This window comes from Vreelandella salicampi (genome assembly GCF_013415105.1).
In the GTDB taxonomy this organism is placed as follows: domain Bacteria; phylum Pseudomonadota; class Gammaproteobacteria; order Pseudomonadales; family Halomonadaceae; genus Vreelandella; species Vreelandella salicampi.
On sequence record NZ_JACCDF010000012.1, the window covers coordinates 1 to 17644 of the forward strand.

The 17644-nt window shown below is 52.7% G+C and carries 21 protein-coding genes and 1 rRNA gene; 12 read left to right on the forward strand and 10 right to left on the reverse strand.

Going from position 1 to position 17644, the window contains the following annotated elements; all coding sequences use genetic code 11:
- Nucleotides 1–74 (forward strand): 5S ribosomal RNA (rrf, locus tag HZS81_RS18305); the annotation flags it as partial.
- Between the two features lie 78 nt (nt 75–152).
- On the opposite strand, the gene HZS81_RS13060 is transcribed toward rrf, so the two are convergent.
- The 4 genes from HZS81_RS13060 to flgA form a co-directional block, all read right to left on the reverse strand.
- A complete protein-coding gene (locus tag HZS81_RS13060) occupies nt 153–692 on the reverse strand; it encodes an SDR family NAD(P)-dependent oxidoreductase (protein ID WP_338401863.1) in 540 nt (179 codons plus the stop codon).
- A 292-nt stretch (nt 693–984) separates the two neighbouring features.
- Nucleotides 985–1434: a flagella synthesis protein FlgN gene (locus HZS81_RS13065; RefSeq protein ID WP_179931014.1), complete on the reverse strand. Its 450-nt coding sequence runs from the start codon at nt 1432–1434 to the stop codon at nt 985–987.
- Between the two features lie 30 nt (nt 1435–1464).
- Complete coding sequence (flgM, locus tag HZS81_RS13070; RefSeq protein WP_179931015.1) at nt 1465–1731, reverse strand: flagellar biosynthesis anti-sigma factor FlgM; 267 nt, start codon at nt 1729–1731, stop codon at nt 1465–1467.
- Between the two features lie 99 nt (nt 1732–1830).
- Entirely contained in the window at nt 1831–2508 is a 678-nt protein-coding gene (gene flgA, locus HZS81_RS13075; RefSeq protein ID WP_241697501.1) for a flagellar basal body P-ring formation chaperone FlgA, read from the reverse strand.
- 240 nt (nt 2509–2748) lie between these two features.
- Here flgA and flgB point away from each other — a divergent pair, with 240 nt between their 5' ends.
- The 11 genes from flgB (at nt 2749) to flgL (ending at nt 13576) form a co-directional block, all read left to right on the forward strand.
- Nucleotides 2749–3183, forward strand: a complete 435-nt coding sequence (flgB, locus tag HZS81_RS13080) for a flagellar basal body rod protein FlgB (RefSeq protein WP_179931017.1) — start codon at nt 2749–2751, stop codon at nt 3181–3183.
- A gap of 17 nt (nt 3184–3200) precedes the next feature.
- Complete coding sequence (gene flgC / locus HZS81_RS13085; RefSeq protein WP_179931018.1) at nt 3201–3611, forward strand: flagellar basal body rod protein FlgC; 411 nt, start codon at nt 3201–3203, stop codon at nt 3609–3611.
- A gap of 3 nt (nt 3612–3614) precedes the next feature.
- Nucleotides 3615–4313, forward strand: a complete 699-nt coding sequence (locus HZS81_RS13090; RefSeq protein ID WP_179931019.1) for a flagellar hook assembly protein FlgD — start codon at nt 3615–3617, stop codon at nt 4311–4313.
- Nucleotides 4314–4337: 24 nt separating this feature from the next.
- Nucleotides 4338–5672, forward strand: coding sequence for a flagellar hook protein FlgE (gene flgE, locus HZS81_RS13095; protein ID WP_179931020.1), 1335 nt, complete (start codon nt 4338–4340; stop codon nt 5670–5672).
- A gap of 52 nt (nt 5673–5724) precedes the next feature.
- Entirely contained in the window at nt 5725–6483 is a 759-nt protein-coding gene (locus HZS81_RS13100; RefSeq protein WP_179931021.1) for a flagellar basal body rod protein FlgF, read from the forward strand.
- A gap of 27 nt (nt 6484–6510) precedes the next feature.
- Nucleotides 6511–7293, forward strand: a complete 783-nt coding sequence (flgG, locus tag HZS81_RS13105; RefSeq protein WP_179931022.1) for a flagellar basal-body rod protein FlgG — start codon at nt 6511–6513, stop codon at nt 7291–7293.
- Between the two features lie 23 nt (nt 7294–7316).
- The gene (locus HZS81_RS13110) at nt 7317–8009 is read left to right on the forward strand and encodes a flagellar basal body L-ring protein FlgH (protein ID WP_179931023.1); all 693 of its coding nucleotides are present in this window, start codon (nt 7317–7319) and stop codon (nt 8007–8009) included.
- Between the two features lie 102 nt (nt 8010–8111).
- Nucleotides 8112–9182: a flagellar basal body P-ring protein FlgI gene (locus tag HZS81_RS13115; protein ID WP_241697505.1), complete on the forward strand. Its 1071-nt coding sequence runs from the start codon at nt 8112–8114 to the stop codon at nt 9180–9182.
- A gap of 17 nt (nt 9183–9199) precedes the next feature.
- Entirely contained in the window at nt 9200–10231 is a 1032-nt protein-coding gene (gene flgJ, locus HZS81_RS13120; RefSeq protein WP_194249382.1) for a flagellar assembly peptidoglycan hydrolase FlgJ, read from the forward strand.
- A 62-nt stretch (nt 10232–10293) separates the two neighbouring features.
- Nucleotides 10294–12261, forward strand: a complete 1968-nt coding sequence (gene flgK, locus HZS81_RS13125) for a flagellar hook-associated protein FlgK (RefSeq protein WP_179931026.1) — start codon at nt 10294–10296, stop codon at nt 12259–12261.
- Between the two features lie 16 nt (nt 12262–12277).
- Nucleotides 12278–13576, forward strand: a complete 1299-nt coding sequence (gene flgL / locus HZS81_RS13130) for a flagellar hook-associated protein FlgL (protein WP_179931027.1) — start codon at nt 12278–12280, stop codon at nt 13574–13576.
- 59 nt (nt 13577–13635) lie between these two features.
- On the opposite strand, the gene fliR is transcribed toward flgL, so the two are convergent.
- Genes fliR through fliM form a run of 6 tightly spaced genes read right to left on the reverse strand, consistent with a single transcriptional unit; the run spans nt 13636 to nt 17627 of the window.
- Entirely contained in the window at nt 13636–14427 is a 792-nt protein-coding gene (gene fliR, locus HZS81_RS13135) for a flagellar biosynthetic protein FliR (RefSeq protein WP_179931028.1), read from the reverse strand.
- A 4-nt stretch (nt 14428–14431) separates the two neighbouring features.
- On the reverse strand, nt 14432–14701 hold the full coding sequence (gene fliQ / locus HZS81_RS13140) for a flagellar biosynthesis protein FliQ (RefSeq protein ID WP_179931029.1): 270 nt from the start codon (nt 14699–14701) through the stop codon (nt 14432–14434).
- A gap of 40 nt (nt 14702–14741) precedes the next feature.
- A complete protein-coding gene (fliP, locus tag HZS81_RS13145; protein ID WP_277814999.1) occupies nt 14742–15530 on the reverse strand; it encodes a flagellar type III secretion system pore protein FliP in 789 nt (262 codons plus the stop codon).
- An 8-nt stretch (nt 15531–15538) separates the two neighbouring features.
- A complete protein-coding gene (gene fliO / locus HZS81_RS13150) occupies nt 15539–15970 on the reverse strand; it encodes a flagellar biosynthetic protein FliO (protein WP_179931030.1) in 432 nt (143 codons plus the stop codon).
- On the reverse strand, nt 15967–16572 hold the full coding sequence (gene fliN, locus HZS81_RS13155) for a flagellar motor switch protein FliN (RefSeq protein WP_179931031.1): 606 nt from the start codon (nt 16570–16572) through the stop codon (nt 15967–15969). The genes fliO and fliN overlap by 4 nt, the downstream gene beginning before the upstream one ends.
- Nucleotides 16569–17627 (reverse strand): flagellar motor switch protein FliM, encoded by a 1059-nt coding sequence (gene fliM, locus HZS81_RS13160; RefSeq protein WP_179931032.1) that lies wholly within the window; start codon nt 17625–17627, stop codon nt 16569–16571. Before fliM ends, fliN begins: the two co-directional genes overlap by 4 nt.
- Nucleotides 17628–17644: the final 17 nt, after the last annotated feature.

Here is a 17644-nt window from a genome sequence, read left to right on the forward strand (position 1 = left end):
AACTCAGTAGTGAAACCGCTCAGCGCCGATGGTAGTGTGGGGTCTCCCCATGCGAGAGTAGGTCATCGTCAGGCACTTATCCGAAAAATCCCCCCGGGCTTATGCCCGGGGGGATTTTTTTATTTTAGTCTTTTTTAAAGAACTACCGTTCACTACCACTCAATAGGCTTACCGGCCCAATCCCAAAAGCTTCCCGTGTCTTCCGGTGTTCGTTTGGCCATAACGTCGATAAGGCTTCGCGCTACAAAGTCAGGCGTAAAGAGCTTGTCTTCTGGTACGCGTGTTTGGAATGGCTTTGATAACTCCGTGTCCGTGGTACCAGGATGTAAGCAAAGAATGATCGATTGTTGATTGAGCCGCTTTAGCTCCATAGAAGCAGTTTTCAACAGCATATTGTGTGCTGCTTTGCTTGCACGATAGCTATACCAGCCGCCAAAGCCGTTATCTCCAATAGAGCCAACGCGAGCAGAGAGGCTAGCAATTATCGTGGGGTGTTTTCCCTGTAGTGAGCCTTTTAGGGCGGCAATCAACAGTGTCGGCGTTGCAGCGTTGATGTGCATCACACGGGCGAAAGTCTCAGCATTAAGGTCTTCCAGACGCTTTTCAGGCCCAACTCCGTGCTGACTGTCATGTAAGATCCCGATAGCGTTCAATAGCAGGTGTACAGGCTCTCCTTTTAGCTGGTCACTCAACAATTGTCGGCCACCCTCTTGCGTAATATCCGCCGACAGAGACTGTACGCGGGGGTCAGAGTAGCTTCGGGGGTTGCTTCTGCTTACACGACTATTAGCTTGCCAACTTGGGATGAAGCTGAAAGGGCTTGCGCCATGGCATGTCCAATACCGCCACCCGCGCCTGTTATGACGGCGGTAAAAGCATCGGGAAGGTGAGGCAGCATACAAAGCTCCTAAATGAAAACAGAAGTTTCCATTGAAGCGGCTTGTATATGTTTTGTCTATATTTTAGGCGGGGTTTTGCAGGAGTCTAAGCCGACGCGTTGATGCGGCCAGGTTGGGCGCTGTTACGACCATCGGGCTTGTACAATGTTTTTTCGGCAATCTGACGGATATAATCCAGCATCTGCTGGTTATGTTTCATGCGAAGTGAGAGCATCTGACCGGTTAGCTCGTTCATGCGCGCAACGCGTTCACTTTTTCCCAGTAGTTGTTGCCAGTCGGAGTGGCAGTTGGCATCTTTCGCCGCCCGCTTGGCGCCGGTAGCACCCTTTTCATAACCAAGCTTGCTTTGCACATCACGACGGAGGCTTTCCATGCGATCAAGCTCTGTCAGTAGGGATTGTTTATCATGCGCTAACGTAGCCAGTGCGTCGCCATCGATATCACCTTGGGTAAGGAGCGATTGCTCTTTTTCCATTAGCGTGATCAGCGTGTCCATCCGCTTTTGCTGATTATGGAGTAGGCGCGCAAGGCTCATGAGAACGTCTCCTTACAGAATCGGTGCTGATTACTCATTACCTAAGCTAGCAAGTAAACCGCTGGCAATGCGTTCAGGGTCAATGTCAAGTTTACCTTCACGGATGGCGTCACGAATTTCACCGACTTTGGTGAGGTCGATATCCTGCGAGGTGTTAACACTTTGCTGACTCAATCGCGTTGCATCCGCTGAAGACTGCTTAGCGCTCGCAGCGTTTCCAGCTTGGGGTTTCTGCGCTTCATCGCGCGGTTGCGCCTGGTTGGGGCGAAGCAGCGAATTTACGTTATCCACTTTCACGTTGTTAGCCTCCGTTAAACTTGGGTGGCGTTTTTCGCCAATTGACTATGCTATCGGCGGTGCATGGCAAAACTTTAGCGCCTGGCGGAGAAATTCGCGCTAAAAATCGAGCTGCAAAACGCCATCAGCGATGATGCGTGCTTCCAAGATTTCACGGGAGCCAAACCGCACGCGTATCCTCTCATCTAGGCCGCCGTCATCCATGGCCTCTCCCTCGCGAGAGATACGAAAGGCAGTGCCTTCGGCAATAACGGTGACGCGCTGCCCTCGCTCGACCAAGCGTGGTGCTTGGATGTCGTGGGCTTGAAACGAGCTGCCGCTTCGAATGGGACGGAGTGCAACATTGCCGACAATATTATCGGCGTCGGTTAGCGTGCGCGAAGAGAGCTCGCCAAGGTTGCCGCGTTGCGTATTGAGCATGGATTCAGTAATCAGCGTGCCGCGTGAAATATCCTCTGACGCTACTGCATAGGGGCCGATAACGTCCACTTGGGCTTGTAGGTAGCGAATTTGGCTCTGTTGTTCACCACAGCGAACGCCAACAGAGACGCGCCCCAGTGGCGCTTGATCGGCATTAGGCAGAAAAGGGGTTGGGTTGATGCAAGCGGGTAAATGGGGCGACGGCGCGCGCAGGTCTATCACGACCTCTTCGCCGAGCGTCTGGGTCTTCTCGTACAAAAATTGGTGAACCCGCTGGGTTAGCGCTTCATTATCAGCGAAAGCGGTGTTGGGGAGAAAAACCGCAGTAACTAATATCGCGCCAAATAGCGCCAACATGACGCGAGGTATCCATAAAGGGTGAAGGGGCAAAAATGCCAGCATGGCTGAGGTCTCGGTCGTCAACTAAGTCTAAGGCGAGAGAAAAAGAACGCCTGGAGTGTAACGAAAAGACCTAGTTGGCATCAGCAGAAATACCGGGTGAAAAAAGGGCTGTTCCATGCTTTAGAATGACGCCGAGGAGGGTATTCTTCATCATCAAGAAATTCCCATTTATTTCGCCTCTCAGAGAGGGTCGGCATGATCGATAAACTAGAATCTGCCTTCAATCATCACCAGCAGGCACTTAGCTTGCGCCACGCGCGGCATGAAGTGCTGGCGGCTAATATCGCCAACGCGGATACGCCTAACTATAAAGCGCGCGATATCGATTTTGGCAGTGAGTATAAAAAAGCGGTCGAAAACAGCGAACGCTCGCAAGGCAGCCGCGATGGCTTGGCGCTTGATCGTACATCAGCGCGCCACTTGCCGGGCGAAGGGCCCGCCTTGAAAGGCGGCGCTGGTAATATGGACTTGCTCTACCGCATCCCTGACCAGCCAAGCTTAGATGGCAATACGGTGGATATGGACCGTGAGCGCTCACAATTTGCCGATAACGCCGTGCGTTATCGTGCTGCGCTGTCGATGCTCAATAGCCGCATTCAAGGGCTGAAAAATGCCATGCAGCCGGAATAATAAGGCGAGGATAAATTATGACAATGTTTTCCGTATTTGATATTGCCGGCTCCGCCATGAGCGCGCAGTCGCAGCGGATGAACGTCACCGCAAGCAACATGGCTAACGCCGATAGCGTTGCCGGGCCGGACGGTGAAACCTACCGTGCCAAGCAGGTGATGTTTGAAACCCAATCGCAAAATAACCGCTACGGTGTCGGCGGTGTACGCGTAACGGAAGTGGTCGAAGACGACTCGCCGTTGCGCATGGAATACATGCCTAATCACCCCGCCGCGGATGAAGACGGCTACGTGGCCAAACCCAATGTTGAACCCGCGCACGAAATGGTCAACATGATATCGGCATCGCGTTCCTATCAGGCCAATATTGAGGTTTTTAACACCAGCAAGCAGATGCTGATGCAAACGCTTACGCTAGGTGAGGGCTAAATTATGATCAACGGTCTTAACCCCGCAACGCTGAGTAGCATTAATGGTGGTGGCGATGGCGCTAAGCTCAACGATAGTCAGTCTGATGAGCTGCGTGAAAGCTTTTTGACCATGCTGATCACTCAGCTGGAAAACCAGGATCCAATGGATCCGATGAAAAACGAAGAAATGACTTCGCAGCTCGCGCAAATTAATACCGTGAGCGGCATCGAGAAGCTCAACGACACGCTCAATGGCATTACCCAGCAGATGGATGCCGGCAAGATGTTGCAAGCGTCGGGCTTGATCGGTAATGCGGTATTGGTGCCGGGCAATAGCGTCAAGGTTAACGTCGACGATGAAGGCAAATCCTACGCCACGCCGTTTGGTATCGAGCTTGATAAGCCCGCTGAGCGCGTTGATATTTCGGTCACTAGCAAAACGGGCGAAGTGGTTTACACCGAACAAGTTGAGAATGTTAGCGCAGGGGTTCAATCGTTTAGCTGGGATGGCTTGAATAACAACGATGAACCGCTAGTGAAAGGTGACTACCGCGTAAGCCTTAAAGCGTTTGATGCTGAAGGCGAAGAAATGGGCGTAGAAGCACTCAATTATGCGTTGGTGGAGGGTGTGACACCCGCTAAAGATAACGGCGATGTGCGCTTAGATTTGGGCGCCATTTATGGCCAAGTCGGCATCGACCAAGTTAAACAAATTCTTTAATAAGCAAATTTCAGGGGTAAGAGAATGAGTTTTTCACAAGCGCTTAGTGGTCTTAACGCACAGCAACAAAAGCTCGGTGCCGTCGGCAACAACATCGCCAACTCGCAAACGGTCGGTTTTAAAAGTTCCGAAGTGCAGTTTGCCGATGTCTATGCCCAGTCACGTATTGGCCTGGGTACCCGGGTTTCCGCCACGCTGCAAAACTTTAGTCAGGGCAACATTGAGTCCTCCAGCCGTAATATGGACCTAGCCATCGCTGGCGAAGGCTTTTTCCGCTTTGAGCAGCCCGGTGGTGGAGTCGGTTATTCGCGCAACGGCCAGCTGACCATGGAGCCCAATGGCGACCTGGTAAATGCTCAGGGCGCGCGGATTATGGGTTATGCCGCAATTGACGGTGAGGTTCAGGGCGGTGGTGATGTTGAAGCATTAAACGTTGATGCTGGAGACTTAGCTGCTAATAAGACAAGTGAACTCGATGTATCGCTAAACTTGGATGCGGAAGAAGAGGCATTAATAGACGAAGACGGGGATCCACTTTTTGCTGGGGGTACTGATGAGGAAAATGCGGCAAATGTGGCTAACGGCTTAGGCGCCAACCAATATTCGTATTCCACTAACGGTACGATTTACGATTCTCAAGGTAATGCGCGTAACTTAACAATGTATTTCACTAAAACCGCTGCCAATGAGTGGCGTGTAGATGCTCGAATGTCCGGTGGACCAGCAGGAGCACCTAATTACGGATTTACTGATATAGGCGATGGCCTCGACTTCGCTCAAAATGGAACCCTAGATGGTTTTGAAGAATTTGATATTGATTTGAGCGCTGCTGATGCCATAACCAATGATGATGGCGATGTAGATAATGATTTAAATGAATTTGACAATACTGCTGATGGTACTGATGAAACTCTCGCTTTTCAGGAAATAACGGTTGATTTTGCAGGGACTACCCAGTTTGCAAATAGCTCTACCGTTAACGAACTTAACCAAGACGGCTATACCTCCGGTTCGTTAGTGGGTGTCACCATCGAAGACGACGGCACCATTGTGCGTAACTATTCCAACGAGCAGTCGTTGGCGGCTGGGCAGATTGCCCTAGTCAGCTTCCGTAACCCGGAAGGATTGAAGCCTGAGGGCGATAACTTGTGGTCGGCGACGGGCTCTTCTGGTCAGGAGCTGGTCGGTGCGGCGGGCACAGGCCAACGAGGTCTGATTGAGGCGAGCGCGATTGAAACCTCTAACGTCGACTTGGCAGGTGAGCTGGTGGATATGATTATCTCGCAGCGGGCGTATCAGGCCAACTCGCAGACCATCAGTACTCAGGATGAGTTGCTGCAGACCATTATCAACCTTTAATTGACCGTTAATCGGCCATTAAGCGCCTTGGGCGACGCATAAGGAGTCAACCGTGGATCGGATGCTTTATACCGCGATGAGCGGTGCCAAACACAGCATGGATCAGCAGTCGGTGGTCAGCAATAACCTGGCTAACGTCTCAACCACTGGCTTTCGCGCCCAGCTCGACGCCGTTCGCGCGGTGCCGATTCAGGGTGAGGCACGGTTAGATTCGCGCACTCACGCGGTGACCACAACGCCGGGCACGGATTACTCCCAAGGCCCGATAGAGAGTACCGGGCGTGCGCTTGATGTGGCGATGCAAGACGATGCATGGATGGCGGTGCAGGCCGAAGACGGTACTGAAACATATACGCGCCGTGGCGATTTGCAAATCGACTCTGACGGTATTTTGTTGAACGTCGGTCGCCCGGTGATAGGTGATGGTGGGCCTATAAACGTACCCCAAGGGTCTGAAGTGTTTATCGGCGCTGATGGCACCATCAGCGCTATCCCTGAAGGGGTCGGTCCAGAAGCGTTAGTGAACGTTGGCCGCATTAAGCTTGTGACACCAGAGCCGGGTGAGCTAAACCGCAGTGAAGATGGTCTCTTTCGCGCACCAGATAATGAAGAGGGCGAGCCGGGTGCCTTGGCGGCTAACGAAGATGCGAAGCTGACTAGCGGCGTGCTAGAAGGCAGCAACGTCAGCGCCGTAGATGCCATGGTATCCATGATTGATGTCGCCCGCCGCTATGATATGCAGATGAAAGTGATCAGTTCGGCGGATGAGAATGCCCAGCGTGCCAATGGCATGCTCTCTCTCCAGGGTTGATACACCTGATAGCCAAAGGAATTTTTAATGATTAAGTCTCTCTGGACGGCCAAAACAGGCTTGGAATCACAGCAGACCAAACTGGATGTGATCTCTAACAACCTGGCCAACGTCAGTACCAACGGGTTTAAGCGCTCGCGGCCGGTATTTGAAGACCTGCTTTATCAAAACATGCGCCAACCCGGCGCACAGAACAATATTCAAGACCGTCTACCCTCAGGCATGCAAGTGGGTACCGGTGTTCGTCCGGTGGCCACGGAGCGCCTACATACCCAAGGCGGGCTGGAGCAGACCGAAAACTCGCGCGACTTAGCCATTAATGGCAAAGGCTTTTTCCAAGTACTGATGCCTGATGGCACTACCGCGTATACCCGCGATGGTAGTTTTCAGCTGAATGAAAATGGCCAGATGGTCACCGCCAACGGCTACCCTCTGGAACCGGCTATTTTTATTCCCGAAAACGCCCTGTCAATCACCATTGGTGAGGATGGTATCGTCAGCGTGCGTGAGCCCGGCAACCCGGTAGATAATGAAGTCGGGCAAGTTAACCTTGCGTCTTTCATCAACCCCACCGGGCTTGAAAGTGTTGGCGGCAATCTTTATTTGGAAACAGGCTCATCCGGTGCGCCAAACCAAAACATTCCAGGCCAAAATGGCATCGGCTCACTCTCCCAGGGCTATGTGGAAACCTCCAACGTGAGTGTTGTCGAAGAAATGGTCAGCATGATCCAAACCCAGCGCGCGTATGAAATCAATAGTAAGGCGATTACGACCAGCGATGAAATGTTGGCGCGTTTAAGCCAGTTGTAATGGCCGTTATTATGAGGCAAGTGATGCGCCACGTTTGTTCAGCTTTTGGTAGGCGATTAACGCTTTTGGGTTTGGGGCTCCTCATCGTCGCAATCGCCGGTTGTGCACAAATCCCTCGGGCCTCTGTGGTCGGTGAGCAAGAGCAAATCAACATCGTAGATAGACCGCCACCGGTGCCCAATGGCTCGATTTACCAAGTACGGCGTGGCTATCAGCCGCTCTTTGAAGACCGTCGACCAAGAGCAATTGGCGATATTTTGACCATCGTTCTTGATGAAGAGGTCAGTGCGAGCAAGAACTCACAGTCCAATGCTGACCGTAGCGGTAGTGCGGGCTTAGAGCTTGAACAGCTACCCGATGCGTTGAGTACGCTTGCCGAATATGGTTTTGATGTGTCGGGGAATAGCGACTTTAGTGGTGGAGGAGGGTCGCAGGCAACCAACTCCTTTACCGGCACGATTACTGTCTCTGTGCTGGATGTCTTGAATAACGGTAATCTGCGCGTGCGTGGCGAAAAGCAAATCGCGATCAACCAAGGCACTGAGTTTATACGTTTTTCGGGCGTAGTTAATCCCCGCACCATTACGTCACAAAATACCGTGCCGTCGACGCAGGTCGCTGATGCACGGATTGAGTACGTAGGAGATGGTTATATTAATGAAGCGCAGCACATGGGCTGGTTACAGCGCTTCTTCTTAAACGTATCGCCCTTCTAGCGGTGATGTGACAATAACCGAGAGTAGAGATACACAATGCGATACCACCAAGTTTCAGCTAAACACTTTTGGCAGCGCGTTTGCGCTATCGCCTTGGTGTGCATGGCGTGTATCGCTGCGTTGCCCGCGCAGGCCGAGCAGGTGCGCGAACTATCAAGCTTTGCTGGTGTGCGTAATAATCAGCTAGTAGGGTATGGGCTTGTTGTGGGGCTCGATGGCACCGGCGACCAGACCACTCAGGCACCGTTTACCAGCCAGAGTCTCGCCAATATGCTCTCGCAGTTAGGGGTCACTATTCCTCAGGGCACCAATATGCAGCTGCGCAACGTAGCGGCGGTGATGGTGACGTCGGATCTGCCGCCTTTTGCGCGTCCGGGTCAAGAACTCGATATTGTGGTTTCCTCTGTTGCCAACGCCAGCAGCCTACGTGGTGGCACGTTGTTGATGACACCGTTGAAAGGCGCCGATGGTGATACTTACGCTATGGCACAAGGCAATATGCTGGTGGGCGGTGTCGGCGCCGAGGCTGGTGGCAGCAGTGTGCAGATTAACCAGCAGGCAGTGGGTCGGATTCCCAATGGCGCCACGGTGGAAAAAGAGGTGCCGCTAAACCTTGGTGCCAATGGCGGTACGCTGGAGCTGCAGCTAGATCAAGCTGATTTTGGCACTGCGCAGCGAATGGTTACCGCGATCAACAACGAATTCGGTCGATCCGTAGCATATGCACGTAATGGTGGGGTGATCGCGCTGGATGGCCCGGCTGACAATAATGCGCGTGTCAATTTCATGGCGCGCGTCGAGAACGTCGATGTAACCCCCACGCGTGCACCAGCCAAAGTGGTGGTGAATGCGCGGACAGGGTCGGTAGTGATGAACCAAGCTGTGACGTTACGCGAAGCTGCTGTGGCGCATGGCAACCTTTCAATTACAGTCGATGCCAACTTTGCGGTCAGTCAGCCCAATCCCTTGGGAGAAGGCGAAACGGTGGTGGTACCGAATGCCGATATCGATGTCGAGCAGCAAGAAGCCTATCTGCGGATGGTGGAAGGCGCTCAGCTTAGCGAAGTCGTGAATGCCTTGAATGCACTGGGAGCCACACCACAAGATCTCATGTCGATTCTTGAAGCATTGAAGCAAGCAGGGGCCCTGCGCGCTGAACTGGAGGTGATCTAGTGAGCGTGAATCAAGATATGACCGGCCAGTTCGCGCTGGATATGCAAGGCTTCCAGCGCTTGCAGCATACGGCGCGCGTGAACCCAGAGAAAGGTGTTGAAAGCGCGGCCCAGCAGTTTGAAGCGCTGTTTGTGAAGATGATGGTCAAAAGCATGCGCGACGCGGTGCCTACCTCGGGGTTGATGAGTAGCCGCCAAACCGATTTTTATCAGTCTATGCTGGATCAGCAGTGGTCGCAGGTGATTGCCTCGCGCGGTATGGGTTTAGCGGACGCATTGGTTGATCAACTTGAGCGCCAAGGGGCGTTTCAGCGTAGTGAGCCTTCAGCCAATAGTGATAACGCAATGCAAGAGCTTATTGCCGGCATTCCTCGTGGCACGCCACGCCCGCTCGATAACCCTAGCCCGCTATCGGATAAAGATAGTGCTGCGGTTGCTGCTAATGCCGAGCCTCAAGGCTTTTTGTCTGAGCTTGACGCGGTACGTCAAGCGGCGCCTGCAATGGATAGCCCTGCACTGAATAGCGTGAGTGAGGCGACGCCTGAAAACGACAACGCGGCGCGCGATCATGTTGAACGGTTCAAAGAAACACTGGCAGAGCCTGCACAAGCGGCTAGCCGTGCAACGGGCGTTCCTGCCGAGCTGATACTTGCCCAGGCGGCGCTGGAAACAGGCTGGGGACGGCATGAAATCACCACTCAAGATGGCCGAAATAGCCATAATCTGTTTGGCATTAAGGCCGGTAGCCGGTGGGAGGGTGACACCACCGACATCGTCACCCACGAGTATGTGAATGGCCGCCGCACACAGATGACCGATACCTTCCGGGTCTATGACTCCTTTGAGCAGGCTTTTACCGATTACGCCACGCTCATTGGCAGTAACCCGCGCTATGCCAATGTGGTGAGTGCGCCGGATGCCCAGCAAGCCGCACAGGCGTTACAGGCAGGCGGTTATGCGACAGATCCTCGCTATGCGGCAAAATTAGAGGCGGTGATGCAAACGCTGGGACCACTAGCATCGAATGACTTTCTGGCCACGTCGCGCTAGTGAACCCTTAAGTTTTTCTGCGCTTAGCCGATAAGTAAAACATCGGCTTAAGGAATCGAACCATGAGCATGTTTTCTACCGGGCTAAGCGGCCTTAATGCTGCGCAGAACGCCCTCAATACGACCAGCAATAATATTAGCAATGTCTACACGCCGGGCTATAACCGTGAGCTCACTCAGCTAGGTGAAGGCTCGGCGGGTACTAGCGGCGTACAGGTCGATAATATCGAACGCCAGTTTAATCGCTACGTCGCTAATCAGCTTAATAGCGCCAAAACTCAGTCGAGTGCGCTGGAAAAATATTCTGAGCAGGTTACCCAGATTGATAACTTGTTGGCGGACCGCGATGCGGGCTTGGCGCCGCTGATGCAAAACTTCTTCTCCTCGCTTGAAGACTTGGCTAGCGCGCCTTCTGACCCCGCTTCGCGTCAAGGGGTGTTGGGTAACGCGCAAACGTTAAGCGCGCAGTTCCGCTCGTTTGATGGTTATCTGCAAGACATGCAGAGCAATATCAATAGCGAGATTGAAGACGAAGTTACCCAGATCAATAACACCACCGAGCAGGTCGCTGGCTTGAACCGTGAGATCGCGCTTGCGCGGGCGCGTACCGGTGAAGCGCCTAACAGCCTGCTGAACCAACGTGACAAGCTGGTATCGGATCTTAATGAGCGGATGGATATTCGCCTCAATATCCAAGATGGGAAAACTTATAACATCAGCCTACCCAACGGTCAGCCGTTGGTGACGGGTACCGATTCCTTCACGTTAGAGCCGATGAAGTCGGAGCTTGATCCGCAGCGTACCGTTGTCGGTTACCGCGATGGTGGCGGTAACTTGGTCGAGCTAGAGGAAGACGTGATCACCGGCGGTGCACTGGGTGGTTTGATGAGCTTCCGCCAGGAAACGCTGGATAAAACCCAAAACCAGATTGGCCAATTAGGCGTTTCGCTCTCCACCGCTTTCAACGAGCAGCACAAGCAGGGCGTGGATCTAAACGGGGAGCAGGGTGAAGACTTTTTTAATGTCCGCCAGCCGCAGACGTATAGCTACGCAAGTAATAGCGCGGACGATCTTTTAACATCAGCTGAGTTCGACACTACTAATATCGATGATCTTCGGGCAACTGATTACACCGTAACGTTTGACGGAGGTGATCCAACCGTTACCCGTAATGATAACGGCCAGGTCGTCGATTTTGATGAAGATGCTTGGACTGATGAAAATAAGTTAAATTTTGGTGGTGTTTCCCTCGAATTTAGCTCGGTTCCTGCTGATGGCGACAAATTTGAAGTCCAGCCTGTCCGCCGTGCAGGTGCGGGGATGGAAGCTAATATCGCCGATTTGGATAAGATTGCGGCGGGTAGCTTCATCATCGACAGCAGCGGGGACATGCAGGTTAGTAATATTCAACTGAGCGGCGGTAATGCCTTTTCGCAGGCCGATCAGATAGAGGTGGATCTGGAAAATGATGCTGCCGGAACGACAGGTACTATGACATTTTCTAACCTCAGCGCGTCCACCACAGTGTTAGTGAATGGTGAGGAGCGGCAGCTTGATGGAGGTGTTATTCAGGCTAGTGGCCAAACAAGCGGAAATCCCGCTGATATTGAGGCTGATGATAAGATCACTGTAGACGGCATAAGCTTCGTCGTTGATTCAATGCCAGCGGCGGGTAACACTCAGTCTTTGACGCTTGAGCAGGGTGTTGCTTCTTCAGGCGATAACCGTAACGCCCTCGCCCTTCAAGACTTACAAAGCCAAGACGTTGTGGGCGGCAGTGCGTCGGTCAGCGGTGCGTACGGCGGGATGGTAAGCGATGTGGGTAACCGTACCAATATCACCCAAGTCAACTTGGATGCGCGCCAAGGCTTAACCGATCAGTTGGAAGCGGTGCAGCAGTCGGAATCAGGCGTGAATTTAGACGAAGAAGCAGCAAACCTGATCCGTTACCAGCAGTATTATCAAGCCAATGCGAAGGTAATCGATTCGGCAACGACGATCATGGACACCATTTTGGGTCTGCGCGGTTAACTCGGGAGCTTAAGTCATGCGTATTAGTTCGGTCACCATGTTTGAGCAGAGCACTGCGTCGATTAATCAGCAGCAGAGTGACTTTCTCAACGTTAGCAAGCAGATTGCCAGCGGCCGCCGCGTGGTTAATCCTTCTGATGATCCGCAGGCAGCTGCACGTGCTGTTCGCGTAGATCAATCGAAAGCGGTGACGCAGCAGTTTGAAGACTCCCGTGTTTCTGCACGAAACTCATTGGCGCAGACTGAGAGCATTCTCAATAGCGTGAGCGATGCCGTCACCAGCGCTAAGACGCTGCTCGTGCAAGCCTCTAGCGATACGTTAAGCGATGTTGACCGTGAGTCCATTGCCAGCGAAATGCGCGGCGTTTATGAGACGATGATTGGTCAAGCCAACGCCACCGACGGCAATGGCCGCTACTTATTTGGCGGCTACGCGGATAACGCCCCGCCGTTTGTTAAAAACGCCGACGGTGATGTGGAGTATAAAGGCGATAGCAATGCGCGTGAGCAGCGCATTGATTCCTCACGCTTAATGCCTGTTACCGAAAACGGCGACTCTATTTTTAAAAGCGTACCGAGCGGTGCGGGTTATGTGGCTGAAGCTACAAAGACAGACATTAATGGTGATCCTTTAGCTGGCAATAATGCTAGGAACGATGGAAGTGTTAGCTTTGGTGGCCCGCAGGTTAGCAACGTCAATGATGATGGCTACGGCGATAGTTATCGCATTGTGTTTTCTGATAATACAACTGATGCTGATGTTGAGTTTGACTACCGCGTAGAGCGCTTTGATGCTGCTAACGATGAGTGGGACACAGCAACTCCAGTTGAAAATGGTAACTATACAGGTGATGGTCAAACTGTCTCTTTTGGCGGATTGGATGTCACGTTTGACGGTGAACCAGAAGCTGGCGATCAAATCCTAGTCGCCCAAGCGGGCAGTGATCAGCGCGAGCCGAATCTTTTCCGCACAATGGAAGAAGCCATTCGGGTTCTGGAAAAGCCGGTAGAAACCGACGCGGAAAAAGCAGACTTGCGCAACACACTCAACACGTCGATGCGTGATTTGGATAACGCACTAGATAACGTATTGACCGTGCGTGCTTCAGCCGGGGCGCGTTTAAATGAGCTGGATGTGGTGGATGCCGTGGGCGGTAACCGGATGCTGAACTATGAGCAGACGCTTTCGGACCTTGTTGACCTAGATTATGTCGATGCGATATCGGAATATAGCTTGCGCCAAGTAGGTCTGCAGGCGTCGCAACAGGCCTTTGTCGATGTCAAAGGCATGTCGCTGTTTGATTATCTGCGTTAATACATCGCGTTAGCGCACCTTAAGAACCCTGGGCTAATTGCCTGGGGGTTTTTTATGGCTTAAGACACCTGGGCCATTAACTCAATTAAGCCCTGCATAAAGGCGACGCCATCGCTGAAAAGCCGCTGCAAAAAGCTGCCGATGTCTGTCATCAGCACCATCAGCAGCAGTAGCCCAACGGTGAGCGAGGTAGGGAAGCCGATATTGAACACGGTGAGCTGAGGGGCTGAGCGGTTTAAGATACCCAGCGCTAAGTTGATGATCAGCAGTGAGGCAACCAGTGGGAGTGCTAAGAGCATGCCGGAGGCGAAGATAGTGCCACCGTAGCGGGCAAGTACCTCAAAGGCGTTGGCGTTAATCAGGTCGATGCCGATGGGCAACGTTTGGAAACTCATCACCAGGGTTTCCAGCACCATAAGATGCCCATTCATGGCGAGGAACATCAAAAGCGTAATCATATAGAGAATACGTGATAACACCATGATGTTAGTGCCGCTTGCGGCATCAAAAAAGCTGGCAAAGGCCAGCCCCATTTGTAGCCCGATGAACTCGCCTGCGGCTTGCACCACGGCAAAGACAATGTGCATTACCGTGCCAATGGCCGCCCCGATGATGATCTGTTCAACAATAATTCCCGCACCGGCCCAAGACATAATCGGCACATCGGGCATGGGGGGAAGAACGGGCGCAATGACCACCGCCACCACAGCGGCAAGCGCGACTTTGGCTTGGTTAGGAACGCTAGAATGGCCCCAGAGCGGGGTGGCGGCCATGAACGCGGTTATGCGCACAAATGGCCAAAAAAAGGCCACCAGCCAACCGTGTAGCTGGGTGTAAGTGACCTCAAACATGCTCTTACATCACCATACTGGGGATGTTAGTAAAGAGGCGTTCAGTGTAATCAGTAATCAGCCCCAACAGCCAAGGACCCGCGATGACCAAGGTGGCAAAAACGGCCAGAATTTTAGGGATAAACGTAAGCGTCATTTCGTTAATTTGGGTCGCCGCTTGGAACAGACTGATCAAAAGCCCGGTGGCGAGAGCGGCAAGCAGCAACGGGCCTGCCAGTAACAGCGTGACGCGCATTCCTTGGTAGGCAATGTTCATGACCATTTCGGGTGTCATGGTGAAACTCCTGCACGGCAGTGTGCTGGTGAATAGGGGCTTATACGATATAGAAGCTTTCGGCCATCGAGCCGATGATAAGCTGCCAACCATCAACCAGGACAAAAAGCATCAGCTTGAATGGCAGCGAAATCGTGATGGGCGGTACCATCATCATACCCAGCGCCATCAACGTGCTGGCAACGACCAGGTCGATGATCAAAAATGGAATAAAGATCGTAAAGCCGATTTGAAAAGCAGTTTTCAGCTCGCTCGTGACAAAGGACGGAAGCAACACGCGCATGGGTAGCTCTTCCGGCCCTTCCATCGGGCCAATGTCTGCTAGGCGTGCAAAAAGGGCGATATCCGGCTCGCGTGTTTGTGCCAGCATGAATTCACGAAAAGGCTGCTGCGCGCGTACAAAAAACTCTCCGAAGTTGATGCTCTCTTCCGATAGGGGCACCCAAGCCGTTTGATAGACCTGCTCGAGTACCGGCGACATAATAAAAAACGTCAAAAAGAGCGCGATGCCGAGAAGCACTTGGTTAGGCGGCGTGGCCTGGGTTCCCATGGCGGTGCGCAGCAAGCTCAGCACAATGATGATGCGCGTAAAACTGGTCATCATTAACAGCATGGCCGGCAAAAATGCTAGCGAGCTTAAGAAAAGCAGCGTTTGCAGCGAGACGGACCACTGTTGCCCGCCGCTCTCCGTTGGCTCGCTGACAATACCAGGAATTTCCTGTGCGAAGCTCAGGCTTGGCAGCCCCAACAGCACGAAAAGCCCAAGTAGCGCAATAAATGCAGGTAGGAATCTCGATGGTTGTGTTGGCATGGAAGTTGAAGCGGGCATCCTATAAGTCATGGCGTTGTATCTGAGTCTGAGGATGCGGAAGCGCTATCGCGTGTGGGGTGCTTTTGGAGCGCTTTGGCCAAGCGTTGTGAAAAACGTTGGCCTGGCACGTTACCATTTGATGGCGGCCTGGGCGCGGAAAGCTCGTGCAGTTTGCTAATGTGACCGTTTCCTACGCCCAGCACTAGCCAAGTGCCTTCCACATCCACAATCACCACACGCTCGCGGTTACCAACAGCTGTGCTGCCGACCACTTTTAGGTTCACGTTTTGATGCGAGCCTTGGCGTGTCCAGCGCTTGAGCAGAGCCGAGCAGAGAAAAATGATGGCTACAACCAGAGCAAGCGCCGCCGCGGTCTTACCTAGCGCCGCCATGCCAATGAGGGCATCACTGCTGCCAGCAGACGTAATAGCGCTATTGGATGTGGCCTCTGTGCTCATCGGTTCAGCTTATGGATCCGCTCAGAGGGCGTGATAATTTCGGTAATACGGATACCGTATTTATCTTCGATCACCACGACTTCACCCTGGGCAATCAAATAGCCATTGATCAGAATATCCATCGGCTCGCCGGCCAAGCCATCAAGTTCAATCACAGAGCCCTGGGCAAGCTCCAGCAGTTGCTTAATGGTGAGTTTGGTGCGCCCTAACTCAACGGTCAGTTTGACCGGGATATCCATGATCATTTCAAGATCACGCGAAGCAGCGCTGTTATTTTCTTGATTCAACGGAGGGAAAACATCGCTGCTGGCGGCTTTTGCTTTCGGCGGCTCTGGAGCAGACGCTTCTTCCTGCTTTGAGGTATCGTCTTCTTCTACCGCTTGCTGCTCTGCCATGGCGGCAGCCCAGGGGTCTTCTTCCTCTTCCGAGCTATTCGTATCCGCGCCATCCGTACTTTGTTGCGCTGCTTGCTCAAACGCATCATCGTCTGTGTTGGTATCGCCGTCGGTAGGCTCTTGTTCAGACATGGCGGCCGCCCAATCGTCATCAGAAACGTTCTGATCGTCAGAGTTCTGATCGTCAGGCTTATTGGGATCAGTCATGCTTTCGATTCCTTGGCTTTCAGTCGCGTAGACCCGTTATTAAAGTCGTCGGACGATAGGTTATTCATGGCGGCGTGGTCATACATTCTCAAAACGCGCAGCGCACGCTGCTGATTTTGGCTGCCGAACTGGCACTCCATGACGGGCACGCCATCGACATGCGCGTTTACCTTTTCGGGGATCTCAACAGGGAGTACATCGCCTTTTTTTAGCCCCATGATCTCGGCAATACGACTAGGGATATGAGCGAATTCTGCTACGAGCTCTACTTCCGACTGCCTTAGCTCGCTCGCCATGCGTTTGTTCCAGGTGCCGTCCTGATCATGGTTGCTGTCGTTGATCGGGTTGGCGAGTAGGTCGCGCAATGGCTCTATCATCGCGTACGGCATGCAGACCTGAAAATTACTCGCTAAGTTGCCGACTTCAAGATTGAACTTGGTATTGACCACTATTTCATTGGGCGAGTTGGTGATGTTGGCAAATTTAGACTGCACTTCTGAACGTAAGAAGTTGATATCTAAGGGATAAACAACTTTCCAAGCCTCTTCGTAAGCTTCTAGCGCCAAGTTAAGTAAGCGCTGTATAATGCGCTGCTCGGTATTGGTAAATTCACGACCGTCTGACTTGGTCACAAAGCGTCCATCACCACCGAATAAGTTATCCACTACCATAAAGACGAGGTTAGGGGGGAATACAAAAAGCGCAGAGCCTCGCAGAGGCTTCATGGCCACAATGTTAAGGTTGGTTGGCACCGGCACATTGCGCGAGAAGTCGCTGAAGCTCTGGTAACGCACGGACTCAACGGTGATATCGGCGCTGCGCCTAATCAAGTTGAAGAGCCCGGTACGGAAGTAGCGCGCAAAGCGTTCGTTGATAAAGTCCAACGCATGCAGACGCTCGCGTATTACTCGATGTTGCGTAGAAGGATCATAGGGACGAATGCGCGATTCATCACCCTGCTGCTGGCCCGACGACGAAGAGCTCTCCTCGTCACCGCTGACCCCTTTTAGCAAAGCATCAATTTCATCCTGGGACAGTAGATCGTCCTGTGACATGACGGCTCCGAGTTCCC

What these genes read in the sequence shown, in the direction of transcription:
- fliQ (WP_179931029.1), bottom strand. Translation starts at nt 14,701, where the DNA reads ATGACACCCGAAATGGTCATGAACATTGCCTACCAAGGAATGCGCGTC.
- flgJ (WP_194249382.1), top strand. Translation starts at nt 9,200, where the DNA reads ATGACCGGCCAGTTCGCGCTGGATATGCAAGGCTTCCAGCGCTTGCAG.
- flgL (WP_179931027.1), top strand. Translation starts at nt 12,278, where the DNA reads ATGCGTATTAGTTCGGTCACCATGTTTGAGCAGAGCACTGCGTCGATT.
- HZS81_RS13090 (WP_179931019.1), top strand. Translation starts at nt 3,615, where the DNA reads ATGATCAACGGTCTTAACCCCGCAACGCTGAGTAGCATTAATGGTGGT.
- flgA (WP_241697501.1), bottom strand. Translation starts at nt 2,508, where the DNA reads ATGTTGGCGCTATTTGGCGCGATATTAGTTACTGCGGTTTTTCTCCCC.
- flgC (WP_179931018.1), top strand. Translation starts at nt 3,201, where the DNA reads ATGACAATGTTTTCCGTATTTGATATTGCCGGCTCCGCCATGAGCGCG.
- flgG (WP_179931022.1), top strand. Translation starts at nt 6,511, where the DNA reads ATGATTAAGTCTCTCTGGACGGCCAAAACAGGCTTGGAATCACAGCAG.
- fliP (WP_277814999.1), bottom strand. Translation starts at nt 15,530, where the DNA reads ATGCCCGCTTCAACTTCCATGCCAACACAACCATCGAGATTCCTACCT.
- fliM (WP_179931032.1), bottom strand. Translation starts at nt 17,627, where the DNA reads ATGTCACAGGACGATCTACTGTCCCAGGATGAAATTGATGCTTTGCTA.
- fliR (WP_179931028.1), bottom strand. Translation starts at nt 14,427, where the DNA reads ATGTTTGAGGTCACTTACACCCAGCTACACGGTTGGCTGGTGGCCTTT.
- flgK (WP_179931026.1), top strand. Translation starts at nt 10,294, where the DNA reads ATGAGCATGTTTTCTACCGGGCTAAGCGGCCTTAATGCTGCGCAGAAC.
- fliO (WP_179931030.1), bottom strand. Translation starts at nt 15,970, where the DNA reads ATGAGCACAGAGGCCACATCCAATAGCGCTATTACGTCTGCTGGCAGC.
- HZS81_RS13115 (WP_241697505.1), top strand. Translation starts at nt 8,112, where the DNA reads ATGGCGTGTATCGCTGCGTTGCCCGCGCAGGCCGAGCAGGTGCGCGAA.
- flgB (WP_179931017.1), top strand. Translation starts at nt 2,749, where the DNA reads ATGATCGATAAACTAGAATCTGCCTTCAATCATCACCAGCAGGCACTT.
- HZS81_RS13110 (WP_179931023.1), top strand. Translation starts at nt 7,317, where the DNA reads ATGCGCCACGTTTGTTCAGCTTTTGGTAGGCGATTAACGCTTTTGGGT.
- flgE (WP_179931020.1), top strand. Translation starts at nt 4,338, where the DNA reads ATGAGTTTTTCACAAGCGCTTAGTGGTCTTAACGCACAGCAACAAAAG.
- fliN (WP_179931031.1), bottom strand. Translation starts at nt 16,572, where the DNA reads ATGACTGATCCCAATAAGCCTGACGATCAGAACTCTGACGATCAGAAC.
- HZS81_RS13065 (WP_179931014.1), bottom strand. Translation starts at nt 1,434, where the DNA reads ATGAGCCTTGCGCGCCTACTCCATAATCAGCAAAAGCGGATGGACACG.